Here is a 16,289-nt window from a genome sequence, read left to right on the forward strand (position 1 = left end):
AAATTTTAAATATATTTTTGGCAAAACTGCCGAAAGGCAGTGACGCAAAGCTATAGGGACTAATTCCTGTTACGGGAAATGTCAGCCAGTTGCCTGAAAAAACGGTAGCCTATAGTATCTCTACTTTAGGTTATCTTTTTTTTGCCCAAAAATCGGGCAAATCTTAATTTTTTCGGAAAGGGGTAGAGCATCAGAACTTGTTGACTATACCAAACATACATCCTATTCATATTAACAGACGGAAAGAGGAGACTTAAGAAATGAAGTTGGCACAAAGATTAGGCGGATTCCGCCGTTGGAGTATTGTAACGAAAAATATGATTTTGACCAGTGCCTCTATCCTAATGACCGGCGTGATTCTGATTGCATCCAGCTACTATTTTCAGGGCGGAGTTTTGAGGAATCAATTGGAGTCGGATTCACAGAAGGTGATGGAAGCCTGGAGCACCAAGGTTACGCCTGCTGAAGCCTCCGAGGCGATGAAAAATACGGACCGCAATTCTCCGGTTCAGCAAAAATTGACGAAGATCTTCGACGATTTATCCGCTACGCATCCGGATGTCGCGCAAGGTTATATTTTCGGTTCGAAAGTTACTGACAATAGTACGCAGATGATTGCATTCCCGACGGCGATTTTGGATATGTTCGAGGGAGAAGGCCTTCATTTGGGGGATATGCTTGGACAACCCTCCTTCCATGTAAAGGGCGTCCAGGAAATGTTGAAAACAAAGCAGATCACCTTTACCAAGCCTTACAAGGATGACTATGGTACTTGGCTGACCGTGCTTTATCCGTTCCAGAATGAAAATGGGGAAGTATTAGCTTATATGGGGATGGACTTTGACGCCAGCGTTATCTTGAGCGGGCAGCAGGATCTGTTAAAATATACTTCTTTAGCTTTGATTATCATTTTACTGGTAATTCTCACATTCCAATATATAACGTTGAGACGGACTTTCGCTCCCGTCAAAGATCTGATGAACGCGCTGGAGAAGCTTAGCCAGGGTGATTTTAGTATGCAGTTAAAAACGAACCAAAGCGAACTGGGCAAGGTCAACGAGAAATTTAATTCCACGGTGACGAATATTAAGGAACTGGTTACTACCATCAAGAACGTATCGTCCCAATCGGCCGAGCAGGCACGCGTCCTGTTCACGGCTTCGGAGGAAAACCATCAGACTTCTACCAATATCACCAATCATATTGAAGAGATCTCGGATAAAGTGTCGCAGCAAAGCAAGTCGATTGCGGAGAGCGTAACTTCCCTGGAGGAGATCAATTCCGGAGTATCGACGATTGCCGGAAGTACCTCCTCGCTGTCGGAAGCATCCTTGCAAATGAAGGAGCAGTCTGAACTGGGCGGAGATAATATCGGCAAAGTGATGAAACAGATGGATTCGATCCACCAGTCGGTACAAAATTCCGTGTCTTCGATTGAGCAATTGCAGAAACGTTCGGGCGAAATCGAGGAGATCGTTCAAGTCATTACGCAAATCTCTGCGCAAACGCACCTCCTGTCCCTGAACGCAAGCATTGAAGCAGCCAGAGCCGGCGAAGAAGGACGGGGATTTGCGGTTGTAGCCAACCAGGTGAAAAAACTGGCAGAAGAGTCCGGCAAATCGGCGGAGAAGATCGCAGATCTCGTTCATTACATTCAAAAGGAAACATTGACTGCAGTGAATGCCATTACTGACGGACAAAGAAATGTCGAAGCAGGCATCGATATCGTGAAAGAAACGGGAGAGCTTTTCTATAATATATTGCACGCTACCGAAGAGATAACGAGCCAGATTCAGGAGGTTTCCGCGTCGACGGAAGAAATGGCCGCAGAAACGGAGCAGATCACAACTACCATTAGACAGATTGCCGTATTGGCTGAGAGAAACGCCGACATCTCGGGATCTATTAAGTCCAGCGCACTGGAGCAACGTTCATCCGCCGGGAAAATCGTCAATTCGGCGGAGAGCCTGAACGAAATCTCCGGAAAACTGGAACATGTGGTTGAAGGGTTGAAATTATAGAGAGAGAAGCAGGGAGTTGAGTTTAAGTGGGTACCTTACTAATGGATCGTATTATCAGGGATTTTTGGGTGAATGAATTGCAGCCGCCATTGTCGGGCCTTGATATTTATACAGACTTTCCAAGGCTGGGTTCCGATCGGGATATGGGGTATACGGCCTATAGGTTGCATGTCTACCAGAAATCCATCTCTAAAATATCCAAGGAGTTTGATTTGAATAGCTGGATGATGGCTTGCTACTTCGCCTTTTTATATCGAATGAGCGGAGAACAGGATCAAATTGTCGGCGTTAAAGATCATGAAGGACGTTTGCTTCCGTTGCGGATGCGCTGTGAAGCGGAGATTTCGTTCCTGGATCTGTACCGGGCGGTGTCGGAAAAATCGAATGCTTTGGATTTCGCCGCCCTGCCGCTGGCCGAAATTGAACGTTTGGTCGGCCAATCGCCTTTGGTACAGACCATCTTCGGGGAGGACTCCGCCTACAAGCCAAGCTGTTTGAATTGGCAAGTAATCGTAAAAAACGGCGAAGTTCTGGTTTTTATTCAATATGACAAAAACTTGTTTAAAGAGAGTACTATCCGTAAGTTCGCATCCCATTTTGAATGCATTGTTAAGTCGGTGATGGCCGACGGTAATAGGGCCATTGGCAGCATTCCCATTCTCACGGAAGATGATGAGGAAGCTTATAGACTGCTCAATGATACGGTTCGAGTTTGGCCCGGCCAGCCGAGGAGTATTCCGGAAATGCTGCACCGGACCGTAGAGCGCTTTAGAGATCGCGTTGCCTTGTCTTCCGCAGATCGAAAGCTGACTTATGCGGAACTCGACTCTTTATCGAATCAGGTTGCCCGGGGGCTGCTCGAACGCGGACTTCATAAGGGAGATTTCGTATCTATCTTTATGGAACGCAGTCTGGATGCCGTCATTGGGATGCTTGGAGTAGTCAAAGCAGGCGGCGCATATGTGCCGCTCGACCCGGAGCATCCGGAGGACCGGAATGGATATATTATCGCGGACACGCGTTCCCGGATCGTAATCACAAAGGAATCGTATACTTCGAAGCTTTCCGACCTTTTGTCCGCCGGATTAGAGGACGTGTCCGTCTTCTGTCTGGATACCCAGCTTGACGGGATTTCCGCTGAGCCGGGCGGTATTGTCGCCGCTTCCGGGGACGTAGCTTATGTAATTTATACGTCCGGAACAACCGGAAGACCGAAAGGGGTATTAATTCCTCATGCCGGGGTCGTTAACCTGGCGCTGGCTACGGTAGATCAACTGCAGATGACGGAACAGGATGTGATTCTTCAGTACTCCACGTTCAGTTTCGATGCTTCGGTCTATGATATTTTTAGTGCCCTTTGCTGCGGGGCAAGATTGCATTTATTATCCAATGAGCAGCGCTATTCCGTGGATTCGTTTACTTCGGCTATCGAAGAAACCGGGGCGACGCGAATCGGTATATTGCCGACCGTCTTCTTCAACCAGTTATCATCTTATTTAAGTCCGGAAGACGGTCTTAAATACAATGGTATTTTGAGCTTTGTAATTGGGGGAGAGGCCCTGCCGGGCGCATCGGTACGTTTGTTGCAACAAAAACTGCCGCATCAGCCGGTTATTGTAAACGCCTATGGGCCTACAGAAGCAACCGTGGCAACGACTACGCATTTGATCGACGGACCCGTATCGAAGGATCTGACTACGGTTAGCATCGGCAAGCCACTTGCCAATTACGAGGTTCTGATCGTGAATGAGAAGCAGCAACTCTGCCCGCTGAACGTGGTCGGCGAGTTATGGATTCACTCTGTCGGGTTGGCCAAAGGATATTTGAATCAGCCAGAAAAAACCGACGAGGCGTTTGTTTTGGATCCCGTAAATCCGGGTTCGGGCAAGAAGTATTACCGTTCCGGGGATCTCGTTCGCTTGCAGGAAAACGGAATCGAGTATGTGGGCCGTAAGGATCTGCAGGTCAAAATTAGAGGTTACCGGATTGAAATCGGTGAAATCGAAGAGAATTTGGCCAAACACGAGCAGATCCGGGATACGGCGATTATTGTCAAGGAAGATGCTGCCGGCGAGAAGATGCTAGCCGCTTTCTATACGTCCAAAACGGGAGATGCCGTCGCTAAGGCGGAGTTGGCCTCATTTTTGAAGACGAAGGTACCTGCCTACATGGTTCCTGGCTATTTTGTATGCCTGGATGCCATGCCGATTTCGCCGACGGGAAAAATCGACCGCAAGCGTCTTGGACTTTTGGAGCTTCCGGCCATCAATGGGGATAACCCGGACTTCGAGGCGCCGGAAAATGAACTGCAGAAGGAGATAGCCGCCGCATGGGAAAAGAGCCTGCGACGCAGCTCCATAGGAGTCCACGATGATTTCTTTGAAATCGGTGGGCACTCGTTGAAAATTTTGGAGACGCTCGTGCTGCTGAAACCAAGCTTTCCAAAGCTGAAGATTAACGACTTCTTTGCGTATCCGACGGTGGCGAAGCTGGCGGATCGGGTAACCGAACTGAGTTTGAAAGTATTGGATAATGATGAAGGCCCTGCCGTTCACAACGGACAGCCCATTGATTTGGAGGAATATCCGCGCATGTTCGGCGGAGACATCGTGGACAGCGAGTCCGTAAGTCGGCAAAATCATATTTTGCTCACCGGAGCTACAGGATACCTCGGCTCTTCACTGCTGCACGAATTGCTTCAGTCATCGGAAGCCGTAATTTATTGCCTGATTCGCTCCGTGGGGGGAGAAGACCCCTATCAGCGGCTGAGCAAGGTGATGCGCGGATATTTCGGCCCGGAGATTACCTCCCTGATGGAAGGGCGGGTGTTTGCGGTTCAAGGCGATTTGGAACGAAATAATCTGGGACTGAATGATCGCGTTCTGACCTTACTCTCGGACAGAATCGATTCCATTGTTCATTGCGGAGCAGAAGTGAAGCATTTTGGCGATCCCGAGTATTTTAACCGGGTTAACGTGGAGAGTACGGATCGATTGCTGGCATTCGCCCGCGGAAAGAGTGTCCGCTTCCATTACGTTTCCACGCTCGGCATTCCGGAAGACTTGGCGTTTGCCGGAGAGTGGGACACTTTCGTCAGTCGGGAAGGCTACGATCCATCGGTGGCGACTAACAATGTCTATACCAACAGTAAGTTGGATGCGGAACGGCTTGTCGTTAGAACTTGTCAGGAGGAAGGCGTTCCTGCCACGGTTTACCGTGTCGGAAACTTGTCCTGCCACTCGAAGTCCGGGTCCTTTCAGCGGAATATCGATAATAACGCCTTTTACCGTATGCTGAAGGCGATGATATTGCTGGGGAAAGCGCCGAGCGTTAATTGGCAGGTCGATATGACACCGGTAAATTATGCGGGAGCGGCAATCGCCACCCTGGCGCTTCAGGAGGAAACCGTCGGCCGGTTGTTCCATATCTGCAATCCGGTTCAACTATCTTATGCGCAGATGGTGGAATATCTCCGGGAGTATGGTTATCATATTGATTTGCTCGATTGGGCCGACTACGAAGCCTGGCTGTTGAATGCCGGGGAGCCGAAGGACAGCACAGGAATGGAGCTGGCCATGGCCCAACTCGAAGGCGATGGGGCGAAGAACTCGCCGTACCGGTTCGCCTGCCCGCAAACGATGGAATATTTGCACGGAACCCCGGTGTCCTGTCAGGTGCCGGATCAGGAGTACATCGCGCGGCTGGTCCAACACGCTGTCTCCGTCAGTTATTTTCCCGCGCCGGTTCTGAAATAAAGAACTTAACGAAAACGGCATCACCTTCTTCCCGAATGTTCGGGTTGGGTGATGCCGTTTTATTTGAAGTGCCGATGTGTTTTATGGGTTTGGATGAGTAATCCTTATTTTCCCGGCACGGTTCCCGGTCGGAGCTAAGAAGATTATTTTCCCTTCATGATAACCTACGAATCTGTTATGTAAATCCGTGTCCGTCATAGGCGTTTCATGAAGCAACTCGCCATTTTTATCAAGCAACGACTGTGTATTTTGTTCTGAATCAAATACCATAAGATGATTGTCTCCATAACTTGCTTTCCAATTGGAATCGACTGTCGTGAACTTACGCGTAATTTTCACCTTAGGCAAGCGGGTTTCCAGGTTATATCTGGCATATAAATTATGTTCGACATTTGTATTGATCCCGAGCGGGTTGCCGGTCACGCTTGATGTAGTTACGACTAATTCGTTCCCCTCAATCGTAAAGTCGGAGTTCACATTCCATTCCATTGGAATCGTGTTTTTTTCACGAGTCGCTAGGTTGATGATTCTATATAAATTTTGTGATTGCATTAGGCTGGTCCCATCGAGTTTTATGATTACATAAGGATATTGAATTTGAATGTCATTGATTAGAATGTCTTCATAGGTGGCATCGCCGGGTAAGCCGAATGAAATCGTGTGGCTTGGTTTTTTCCAAGGGTATTGATAAACTTGCACCTGTCTTTTTTCTTGATCTAAAATAGCTATCTGTTCCTTCACTTGGTTTCGGGCCGGGGACCAGCTCCATTTCTGATTGTCTTTGGGCTTTAAATAAGGATATAGCTGCTTAGATAAAACATTGCCGTCAGCAGATAAAGTTATTTTTAAAAGGGCATCGTTTTCTTTAGTTAAAATGACGATTTTCGAAGGATTCGCCAATATATCGCAGTCATAAATAATTTTGAAATTTTTGCCCCATTCTTTTTGCTGTGTGTTTAGGTTTACAACTTGCAACTGGTTATTGATCGTATCCACAAAAAGGGATTTATCCTGAGTAAGGGCAAAAACCCGGGTGCTGTCGCCCAGGAAACTTTCCGGGTATTGCGTGGTCGCATCATTCGCACTTACGACGGCTTGAATAGTTACTAACATCAGTACCGTTATAAATAAGCTTACTACCTTTTTTTTCATGCTAAAAAGCCTCCTAATGAGTGTCAGTGATTTGTAGTGAGACATCGTCGCTATTCCAATCTCTTTTTTCCAAATTATAGAACTAAAAAATTGCGAGTAAGTTAATATTCTGTAATAACCCTATTTTTTCCTTTGCGGGATTGGAATGATCGGATGGAGCGGCATCACCTTCTTCCCGAATGTTCGGGGAGGGTGATGCCGTTTTTTTGGGTTTGCAGTTATAATAGTTCTCAGGAAGGGGCGTGCGCATTTTTGGAATACCACGTAGACATCGAATTTAAACCTCTATATGAACTTATGAACAGTCTTCATGCCTATATCTGCCGTAAGTCGCATAAGAAGATTGTTCTTGCCCCCGGATGGGTTAAGGAAACCAAGAAAAGCTTAACGCCTGAGCTAGCATCGATATTAGATGAGATGGAAGTCGATAATGATTGGAAATTAACTTATCTGTTAGTTTATTTGTGCAGGGACGGATCCGAGGTGGAAAGTTTTCTTGCTTGGTTGGAGGGGAAATCGACCGGTGAATTGTATGAGTTGATTGCCGAGTACAGTCATCAGTTCCCAAAGGATATGGGACAATTCCGCTCCCGTATCTTATCCGTGTTTTCCCAATGGAACGATCAGTACTTTAAGCATATCGATCATTCGATCCTTGATTCGCTGCAAGAAGAAGCAAAAGAACGAAAGGACGTAATGACTTCCGGCAGGCTTGAGGCTGGGGAATTCATCGATAGTACAACCAACGGACTGGTGTTCAATCCCAAAGAAGGGTTGGAGCGGCTCGTCCTGGTCCCCCAATATCATTTTCAGCCTATTAATGTGATTTCGCACTTTGGCAAATTAACGCTTTGCCATTACTCCGCAAGAATCTATCCGGAGAATCCTGCGGCTTTTCCGCTGCATGAATATCATATGATACGGGCTTTGGGGGAAAACAACAGGTTAAAAATTTTACGCTATCTGCATCAAGGGCCGAGAAGCTTCACCGAAATTGTCCGCCATCTCAAATTATCCAAGGGGATTACCCATGATCATATCTCCAAACTTCGGAACGGCGGGTTTATCCGGGCTCACTTTGAGGGCGAGACGTTGACCGAGTATAGTTTGCGCCCGGAAATGCTGGAGCATCTGCACGTGAAGCTGATGGAGTATATTTTGCATGAATAACAATTTTAAATAAGCTGATACGTCTGGCCGGTTCCAACGCAAAGTTTTTGCGTTGGAACCGGCTCTTTTTTTATTCTGAAATATTTAATTCTGTATATAGAGAAAATTAAAATAGTTCTCTATTTACAGAACGTGTAGACGGAACTATAATGGTCATGTGTATTACATAGTTATCTTATCGGAATTAAAGAGAATAAAAAAGACTGGAGTGAAGAAATTGAAAAAAAATGGGATCACAGTACTAACCGCATTGATATTAATTAGTTCTCTGGTGTTGTCCGCTTGCGGAAACGGAAATACAAACGGCGCTGCCCAGAATGGCGGAGAGAAGACCGCTCCTACGGAGAGCAATCAGCCTGCCGTCGAAAACGCCGGCAATGCCCCGGCGGATGCTGGCGGACTGATAACGGCCAGCGATTTGTCGAAGCTGCCGAATGTGGCGAAAGAGCGTACGGATACGATCATCGTGGGATTGACCGATCCGAGTGGAGCGTTTACCCCTTATTTTCATCAAAGCGGATATGACGGCAATGTCTCATCCTTGTTATATACTCCTCTGGTAACTGTTGACGATAAAGGCCTGCCGATAGCGGGGCTTGCGGAAAGCTGGGAGATCTCCGAGGATCAGCTTACGTATACGTTCCATCTGCGCAAAGACTTGAAATTCAGCGACGGCTCTCCTCTGACGGCCGATGATGTGGCATTTACTTGGACTCTGCTGCACGATAAAGCCTATGACGGGGACGGACAGCTCCCGACGCTCCAAATTGAAGGCGGCGAAGCCTATAAAGAAGGCAAGGCCGACAGCATATCGGGAATTACCGTCGTTGACCCGCTGACCATCACGGCTAAACTGAAAAAGCCGAATGCGACGGCCCTTGTTATTCTTGGCGGGGATATTTTGTCCAAAGCTTATTACGGCAAGGATTACAAGTTCGGCCAGTTGGACTATATCAAGAAATTGCATGAAAAGCCGGTGGGCAACGGTCCTTATGTACTGGAGAAGTTTATTCCCGGCCAGGAAGTAAGATATGTGGCTAACGAAAATTACTACGTCGGCAAACCGAAGACCGAGCATTTTATTTACAAGACTTCCGAAGGCGACGTTTGGCAGTACCTGGAGACTGGCGAGGTGGACTATGCCTCATTCAGCGCAACGACAGAAAACATAGATAAGCTAAAGAGCATGGGTTTCGTCAACATTCTTCCTTACACGCCTAGTACTTACGGTTACCTGCAATTGAATTTGGAACATGATCAGTTGAAGGAGAAGGAAGTAAGACAGGCGCTGACTTACGGCCTGGATCGCCAAAGCATCTACGTGGATGCGAATCAGGGAGCCGGCCAGGTGGCCAATGTTCCATCGTCGCCGATTTCTTGGGCCTACACGGAAGAAGGGATCAATGCCTACGAATACGATCCGAAGAAGGCGAATCAGTTATTGGATGAGGCCGGTTGGGCCAAGGGATCGGACGGAATCCGCGAGAAAGACGGCAAAAAGCTGTCCATTCATTTCCTGGGCTCCAAGAACGCCCAGACGGATATTTTCATCGCAGTAGCCAAAGAAAACTTCGATGCCATCGGCGTCGATTTCCAACCCGAAATTTTTGCGGATTTTAATGCACTCGTATCCAAGGTAGAAGGCGGGGACTATGATATTGCTTCGTTCTCGACGCCGATGCTGACGGATCCTTCCGACGGAGTTCTCCAGTTCGTAGACGGGGAAATTAAAGGATACGACAATCCGAAAGTGAAGGAATTGTATGAGAAGGCGCTCTCCTCCAGCGACATCGAGCAGCGAAAAGCCGTATACAAAGAACTGTTCCAATTGCTGAACGATGAGCTTCCCGTTATTTTCACCAGCTACAAGAAGACGGTGTACGCCTACAACGGGCGGATTCAGAATCTCTCCGTCAGTCCGTTCAACGGACTGTCCTCCAGCTTGCCTAATTGGACTTTGGAGTAAAGAAACAGCCGTCCCTCCTTGGAGGACGGCTTTTATAAGGAGCCGATCATGAGCACATATATCAGTAAAAGATTAATTTATATGGCGGTGATCTTACTGGCCGCCTCTCTGCTTATATTCTGTTTGTATGCCTTGACTCCCGGCGATTTCATCAGCGGGAATATCAAGCTGACGCCGGAAAGAAAAGCGGAGCTCAGGGAAATTTACGGCCTGAACAAGCCGGTGCTGGAACGGTATGCTCTCTGGATGAAAAACGCTTTTCAAGGCGATTTCGGTTATTCGCTTGCGCAGCAGAAGCCGGTTCTTTCTCTGTTTAACGATTACATATGGAACTCGTTCCTGCTTGCGGCCGCCTCCACGTTTCTGACCTGGTTCATCGCGGTCATCGTCGGCGTCGTTTCCGCCTATAAGCAGTATTCCTGGTTCGATACGCTGGTGCTGGTGATTGTTTTTGCGGCGATGTCGCTGCCTTCCTTTTTCATCGGTTTATTTCTCATCAAAATCGTGGCCGTCGATCTGAAATGGCTGCCGCCGGGCGGAATGATCACCACGGGAAGTAATGCCACAGGCTGGGCTTACGTGAAGGAAGTCATCCATCATATGACTTTGCCCGTGATCGTAATGACGATTCTGGGAGTCGGGTCGCTTACACGATACTTCCGTACGAACATGATCGATGTTATAAAACAGGATTATATCCGCACCGCGAGAGCCAAAGGCTTGAAGGAGAGCAAAGTGTTATTCTCCCATGCGCTGCGGAATGCATTGTTGCCGGCGATTACGCTGGTCGGCTTTGAACTTCCCGCTTTGTTCGGGGGATCGCTGATTATTGAGAAGATTTTTAACTGGCCGGGCATCGGACAGCTCTATATGAGCTCTTTTTCGCTCCGGGATTATCCTTTGTTGATGGGCTTTACCATGCTTATCGCCATTTTAACGGTCATAGGCACCTTGATATCCGATCTTCTTTACCATATTGCCGACCCTCGCGTCAGGCTGCATTAGGGAGGCGCGAAATGGCATTTATCGAGAGAACGCTAACGGAAGCGGGCAAACCGGTGCGCAAAGCCCGAAAGCCTTCGCTATGGAGTCAGGCTTTTCGCCGGTTGTTAAAAAACAAGCTGGCCGTATCCGGGCTGGTGGTTGTTGTGTTTATGTTTGTTATCTGTTTCCTGGGCCCCGTATTTTCTCCCTATGCGGACAATAAAATCAATATGGCCGCCATGAACCGGGCTCCGAGTCTACAGCATTGGCTCGGAACGGATCGGCTGGGACGGGATGTGCTGACCCGGGTGTTGCAAGCCGGCCGGATTTCTTTGACCGTCGGCCTCGCTTCCATGGTGCTGTCCGTGTTTCTCGGAACTTTCCTGGGTGCCGTTGCCGGATACTACCGGGGGATCGTGGACCAAGTCATTATGCGGATCGCCGATTTGCTGCTAACCATTCCCGGCTTGCCGCTGCTGTTTATTTTTGGTGCTTTGCTGTCGGATTGGAAAGTGCCCACGGATTACCGGATGTATATCGTCATGCTGATGCTCAGCCTGGTCAATTGGCCGGGTCTCGCCAGAATGGTCCGCGGGCAAATGCTCAGCCTCCGGGAGCGGGAGTTTATGCAAGCTGCCGTCGTGCTTGGACTAAGAGACCGGCGCAAGCTGATCCACCACTTGATCCCTAATTTGGTGCCCCTGATCATTGTGATGGCTACCCTGAACATTGGCGGAGCGATTTTGAGCGAATCGGTACTCAGCTTTTTCGGGCTGGGAGTCATGCCTCCCACGCCTACTTGGGGGAATATGATTGATGCGGCGAACAATATGATTGATTTCCAGCAGCATCCCTGGTTGTGGATTCCGCCGGGCGTCTCTATTTTTGCGACGGTGATTGCGATCAATATATTCGGTGACGGTCTTCGCGATGTCTTGGATCCCAAAATGAAGAGATAGGTGGCAACGGATATGTCGACTTTACTTGAAATAGATCAGCTTAATACTTACTTTCATACCGAAGAAGGGACCATCAAGGCGGTTGACGACGTGAGTCTTCGGGTGCTGCAAGGCGAAACCGTCTGCATCGTCGGGGAATCGGGTTGCGGAAAAAGCGTGACCGCCCTGTCGGTGATGGGTCTGCTTCAAGGAACGACCGGGATTGAAATCGGGGGGAAGATTCATTTTGAAGGAGAAGACCTGCTGTCGATGGACCGCCATCATCTCCGGGCCATTCGCGGGAACGAGATCGCGATGATCTTCCAGGAACCGATGTCTTCGTTAAACCCGGTCCTCACCATCGGCGAGCAAATGATGGAGCCGCTGGTCGAGCATTTGAAGATCAGCAAGAAGGAAGCGAGAAAAAGAGCGATAGAACTAATAGAACAGGTGGGGATTTCAAGACCGGAGCAAATTGCAAAAAGCTACCCCCATGAACTTAGCGGGGGGATGCTGCAAAGGGTAATGATCGCCATCGCGATCTCCTGCAATCCGAAGCTGCTTATTGCGGACGAACCAACAACAGCGCTGGATGTGACGATCCAGGCACAAATTTTGGATACGATGCGGCAAATTAAAGCGGAATCCGGCATGTCGATTCTGCTGATTACGCACGATCTCGGGGTCGTGGCCGAAATGGCCGACTACGTCATCGTGATGTATGCCGGGAAAATCGTGGAGCAAGGCGAAGTGACCGCGCTGTTCGAGTCCCCGAAGCATCCTTATACCCAAGGTTTGCTGAAATCGAAGCCGGTGCTGGGTCAGCGGCAGGATTCGCTGTATTCGATCCCGGGTCAAGTGCCTAACCTGCTTGATTTGCAGCCGTCTTGTTATTTTTACGAACGCTGTGAGCATTGCATGGAAATCTGCAGATCCAAGGAACCCCGTCTGGATAAAATCGAAAGCAGCCAGAGCGTAGCTTGCTGGTTGTATGAGGGGGCTGCCATCCATGCCTGAGCCGCTACTTGAAGTGAGCCATCTCAAGAAATATTTTCCGGTCAAGTCGGGATTGCTGCAACGGACGACCGGGCAAATCAAAGCCGTGGACGATATTAGCATCACGATCCAGCCGGGCGAAACCTTCGGTCTCGTCGGAGAGTCGGGAAGCGGAAAAAGTACGGTGGGCCGCACGATCATCAGGCTGACGGATAAAACCGACGGAGAAATCAAATTCAAGGGCACGAATCTGTATGATCTTCATGACCATGAACTTCGGAAGCTGCGGCCGAAAATGCAAATGATTTTTCAAGACCCCTACAGTTCGCTGAACCCGCGTATCCGGGTGGGGGATGCCATCGGCGAAGCTTTGCTGGATCATAGCCTGGTTCCAAAGGATGAAATCCGCGATAGGGTGATCGAGGTGCTGGGCTCCTGCGGGTTGTCCTCGTATCATATCGACCGGTATCCCCATGAGTTTTCCGGCGGCCAGCGGCAGCGGATCGGGATAGCCCGCGCACTGATCCTGAACCCGGACCTGATCATTGCGGATGAACCGGTCTCGGCGCTGGACGTTTCGATTCAGGCGCAAATCATTAACCTGTTCAGAAAGCTCCAGGAAACGGCGGGGCTAACTTACTTGTTCATATCCCATGATTTGAGCGTCGTGGAACATCTGTGTTCCCGGGTCGGGGTCATGTATTTGGGAAGCATGGTGGAAATGGCAACACGCGATGAAATGTTTCTCAGGCCGCTCCATCCTTATACGAAAGCTCTGTTATCGGCTGTGCCGGTGCCCATTCCCCGCTTAAAACGGGAGCGGATTATTTTGAAGGGAGACATTCCGAGTCCGGCCAATCCGCCTTCCGGGTGCAAATTTCATACCAGATGTCCCTTCGCTATGGCAAAGTGCAAGGAGCGGACGCCGGAATTCCGCGATGTCGGCGGAGGCCACTTCGTGGCCTGCCATCTTGAAGTGTGAGCGATAGGTTTATGGGGGTGAATAAATGGAACAAGCAAAATTGCCTCAACCGTACGCGTTGCGGATGGAACTGATACGCTCGAAAGGATACTCCGACCTTGAAGTTATCTCGTTCATTGAGCGGGGAAATGGCGAGGAATTAAAGAGTCATGTTGATCCGGAACTGAACTGGGGCGATTTTCTTGAGTATGCGAGGGAAAACTTCCGGAAGCTCAAGACGGCCATTCTCGAAGGCTATCAATTTAACTTTATTACCGCGGGCGGGATTCAAAATTTGCTCCGGATCCGGTTCTCCCTGCAGTTGGAACAGGATTATCGTTTTGACGGAGTCACTTTTGAAGGCTTGCGCTTGAAGTCACAGGATTATCAGTTACTTAGAAGTTTGGTCCCGGAGCATTGGAGTTTCTTCGATGTGAGACGAGATGAGTCTGCCGGGGACATCGGATTCGGCATTAAGCTTCAATCCGGGAATTAACCTGTATATAGGCAATCTGAATGGAGTGCTCGTCTCTTCGGAGGAAGCACTTCATTTTTCATTCCTCCCCTTCATCTATATCAACTCTTGCAAGTTTCAGGTTTGAATCCTATCTTTACTGGAAATGATAGAGAAGAGAGTCTTGCGGAATAGATGAAAGAAGGCGGGGATTTCATATGAAGCAAATCATGTTGATTACGGACGGTTGTTCCAATGTAGGGGAGAGCCCGGTGATGGCTGCGGCTTTGGCCAAGCAGGAAGGGATCATTGTCAATGTCGTCGGGATCGTCGATTACGGCACGATCGGAGAGCTTGGCAGTCTGGAGATCGCGGAAATCGCCAAGGCGGGAGGCGGAATGAGCCGCCTGTCGGGAACGCAGAAGCTGGCGCAGACAATGCAGATGATGACGCGGAAAACCGTGGTTCAGACGATTCAGCACGCGGTTAATAAAGAGTTGAGACAAATTTTGGGTGATTCATCCGTGGAGGATTTACCTCCGGAAAAGCGTTCCCAGGTTGTTGAGGTGATTGACGAGTTAAGCGAGACCAGTTCCCTGGAAATTGCCCTGTTAATCGACGCGAGTGCCAGCATGAAGCCGAAGCTGGCGGCCGTTGAGGAAGCGATCCGCGACATGATGCTTAGCCTGGGTGCCAGAAAGGGAAGCAGCCGGTTGGCCGTTTTTCATTTTCCCGGACCGCACAGCGGCGAGGATGCCGTGCTTGATCTCGATTGGACGACGGACCTTGGGACCGTGCGTTCGATCTTTCAGCGGCTTGCCATGCGTGGGGCGACTCCTACCGGACCGGCGATCCTGAAGGTGATGGAATTCTTCCAGTATGGTACACTGAAGGGACATGATTCCAAGAACTGGCCGGAGGAAACAGGCAGAGGAGAAGGGATACTCGGTGACTACGTCGTCTAAATCGACCCTGGCACAGGGAACGATCGTGAACGGCCGCTGGCGGGGCGGGCGCTATATGATTCAGCGCTTGCTCGGACAGGGAGCGAACGGGGTCGTATATTTGGTGAAGCAAATGGACAGCGCCAAGCTATACGCGCTCAAAATGGGCTTCGATACGGTGGATATACAATCGGAAATCAATGTGCTGAAGGCGTTGCAGCGGCAGAGCCACCGGCGCGGCGGTGCAGGACGGGATCTTTCTTATCTGGTGGAGGTGGATGATTACTCTCTCCAAGGAAGGGAGATTTCTTTCTATGTCATGCGGTACGTAAAAGGGGACCCGCTTCGTTCCTTCCTTGCCAAGAGAGGCAAGCCGTGGCTTGGCATTGCCGGTCTGCACTTATTGCGCCAACTCCGGCAGCTCCACGAGGCGGGCTGGGTATTCGGCGATTTGAAGCCGGAGAATGTATTGGTCTCCCCTTATGGGGAAGTGGAACTGATCGATTACGGGGGAGTCAGCGGGATCGGACGTAGTGTAAAGCAGTTTACCGAATGGTATGACCGTGGATTTTGGGGTGCCGGAGGAAGAACGGCCGATCCGTCCTACGACTGGTTTTCTTTCGCGGTTGTCTGCGTTCACCTGCTTGCGGAAGAACCCTTGAAGCGGGCGGCTAATCAATTGCCACAGACCCGGAGTTATAACGACCTGATAGCCATTATTCGGAGCGATCCTGCTCTCGGGCCTTATCGGGGCTGGCTGGAGCGGGCGGTATCCGGGCAATTTCATGACACCTCAGATGCGTGCCAATGTTGGAGGGAACTCGTTATCGCCCCCCTTGGCCGGCGCAAGCCCAGATCCAAAACTCCCCGCTGGATGCTTGGGGCTTTCGCCCTGGCGTTAACTTTGTTGGGATGCGCGCTTTATTTGACGCTTGGATTTTGATACGG

Annotated in this window: 12 protein-coding genes and 1 riboswitch; of the genes, 11 read left to right on the top strand and 1 reads right to left on the bottom strand. The window is 49.5% G+C overall.

Going from position 1 to position 16,289, the window contains the following annotated elements; genetic code table 11:
* The first annotated feature begins 9 nt into the window (after positions 1 to 9).
* Positions 10 to 97: riboswitch (cyclic di-GMP riboswitch) on the top strand.
* A 163-nt stretch (positions 98 to 260) separates the two neighbouring features.
* A complete protein-coding gene (locus DFP94_RS23080; RefSeq protein ID WP_114498831.1) occupies positions 261 to 2,021 on the top strand; it encodes a methyl-accepting chemotaxis protein in 1,761 nt (586 codons plus the stop codon).
* Between the two features lie 26 nt (positions 2,022 to 2,047).
* Complete coding sequence (locus DFP94_RS23085; protein ID WP_245955073.1) at positions 2,048 to 5,776, top strand: non-ribosomal peptide synthetase family protein; 3,729 nt, start codon at positions 2,048 to 2,050, stop codon at positions 5,774 to 5,776.
* Positions 5,777 to 5,857: 81 nt separating this feature from the next.
* Here DFP94_RS23085 and DFP94_RS23090 read toward each other — a convergent pair whose 3' ends face one another.
* Positions 5,858 to 6,928, bottom strand: coding sequence for a hypothetical protein (locus tag DFP94_RS23090; RefSeq protein ID WP_114498833.1), 1,071 nt, complete (start codon positions 6,926 to 6,928; stop codon positions 5,858 to 5,860).
* 252 nt (positions 6,929 to 7,180) lie between these two features.
* Between DFP94_RS23090 and DFP94_RS23095 the strand changes: the two genes are divergently transcribed.
* The 9 genes from DFP94_RS23095 to DFP94_RS23135 all read left to right on the top strand — a co-directional run bounded on the left by DFP94_RS23095 (position 7,181) and on the right by DFP94_RS23135 (position 16,284).
* Positions 7,181 to 8,098 carry an ArsR/SmtB family transcription factor gene (locus DFP94_RS23095; RefSeq protein WP_114498859.1) on the top strand — a complete coding sequence of 306 codons (918 nt, stop codon included), beginning with the start codon at positions 7,181 to 7,183 and terminating at the stop codon, positions 8,096 to 8,098.
* Positions 8,099 to 8,315: 217 nt separating this feature from the next.
* A complete protein-coding gene (locus tag DFP94_RS23100; RefSeq protein WP_114498834.1) occupies positions 8,316 to 10,064 on the top strand; it encodes an ABC transporter substrate-binding protein in 1,749 nt (582 codons plus the stop codon).
* A gap of 48 nt (positions 10,065 to 10,112) precedes the next feature.
* Positions 10,113 to 11,069 carry an ABC transporter permease gene (locus DFP94_RS23105; protein WP_114498860.1) on the top strand — a complete coding sequence of 319 codons (957 nt, stop codon included), beginning with the start codon at positions 10,113 to 10,115 and terminating at the stop codon, positions 11,067 to 11,069.
* Positions 11,070 to 11,080: 11 nt separating this feature from the next.
* The gene (opp4C, locus tag DFP94_RS23110) at positions 11,081 to 12,007 is read left to right on the top strand and encodes an oligopeptide ABC transporter permease (protein WP_114498835.1); all 927 of its coding nucleotides are present in this window, start codon (positions 11,081 to 11,083) and stop codon (positions 12,005 to 12,007) included.
* Positions 12,008 to 12,019: 12 nt separating this feature from the next.
* On the top strand, positions 12,020 to 13,003 hold the full coding sequence (locus tag DFP94_RS23115) for an ABC transporter ATP-binding protein (protein WP_114498836.1): 984 nt from the start codon (positions 12,020 to 12,022) through the stop codon (positions 13,001 to 13,003).
* Positions 12,996 to 13,964, top strand: a complete 969-nt coding sequence (locus DFP94_RS23120) for an ABC transporter ATP-binding protein (RefSeq protein ID WP_114498837.1) — start codon at positions 12,996 to 12,998, stop codon at positions 13,962 to 13,964. Before DFP94_RS23115 ends, DFP94_RS23120 begins: the two co-directional genes overlap by 8 nt.
* 25 nt (positions 13,965 to 13,989) lie before the next feature.
* Positions 13,990 to 14,439 carry a hypothetical protein gene (locus DFP94_RS23125; protein ID WP_114498838.1) on the top strand — a complete coding sequence of 150 codons (450 nt, stop codon included), beginning with the start codon at positions 13,990 to 13,992 and terminating at the stop codon, positions 14,437 to 14,439.
* Positions 14,440 to 14,615: 176 nt separating this feature from the next.
* A complete protein-coding gene (locus DFP94_RS23130) occupies positions 14,616 to 15,362 on the top strand; it encodes a vWA domain-containing protein (RefSeq protein ID WP_114498839.1) in 747 nt (248 codons plus the stop codon).
* Positions 15,346 to 16,284: a protein kinase domain-containing protein gene (locus DFP94_RS23135; protein ID WP_181873271.1), complete on the top strand. Its 939-nt coding sequence runs from the start codon at positions 15,346 to 15,348 to the stop codon at positions 16,282 to 16,284. Before DFP94_RS23130 ends, DFP94_RS23135 begins: the two co-directional genes overlap by 17 nt.
* Positions 16,285 to 16,289 lie beyond the last annotated feature (5 nt).

The sequence above is a fragment of the Fontibacillus phaseoli genome (genome assembly GCF_003337355.1).
GTDB classification, from domain to species: domain Bacteria; phylum Bacillota; class Bacilli; order Paenibacillales; family Paenibacillaceae; genus Fontibacillus; species Fontibacillus phaseoli.

Excerpts from the sequence above, each read along its gene's own strand:
- DFP94_RS23080 (WP_114498831.1), top strand. The coding sequence starts at position 261 with ATGAAGTTGGCACAAAGATTAGGCGGATTCCGCCGTTGGAGTATTGTA.
- DFP94_RS23090 (WP_114498833.1), bottom strand. The coding sequence starts at position 6,928 with ATGAAAAAAAAGGTAGTAAGCTTATTTATAACGGTACTGATGTTAGTA.
- DFP94_RS23105 (WP_114498860.1), top strand. The coding sequence starts at position 10,113 with ATGAGCACATATATCAGTAAAAGATTAATTTATATGGCGGTGATCTTA.
- opp4C (WP_114498835.1), top strand. The coding sequence starts at position 11,081 with ATGGCATTTATCGAGAGAACGCTAACGGAAGCGGGCAAACCGGTGCGC.
- DFP94_RS23115 (WP_114498836.1), top strand. The coding sequence starts at position 12,020 with ATGTCGACTTTACTTGAAATAGATCAGCTTAATACTTACTTTCATACC.
- DFP94_RS23120 (WP_114498837.1), top strand. The coding sequence starts at position 12,996 with ATGCCTGAGCCGCTACTTGAAGTGAGCCATCTCAAGAAATATTTTCCG.
- DFP94_RS23125 (WP_114498838.1), top strand. The coding sequence starts at position 13,990 with ATGGAACAAGCAAAATTGCCTCAACCGTACGCGTTGCGGATGGAACTG.
- DFP94_RS23130 (WP_114498839.1), top strand. The coding sequence starts at position 14,616 with ATGAAGCAAATCATGTTGATTACGGACGGTTGTTCCAATGTAGGGGAG.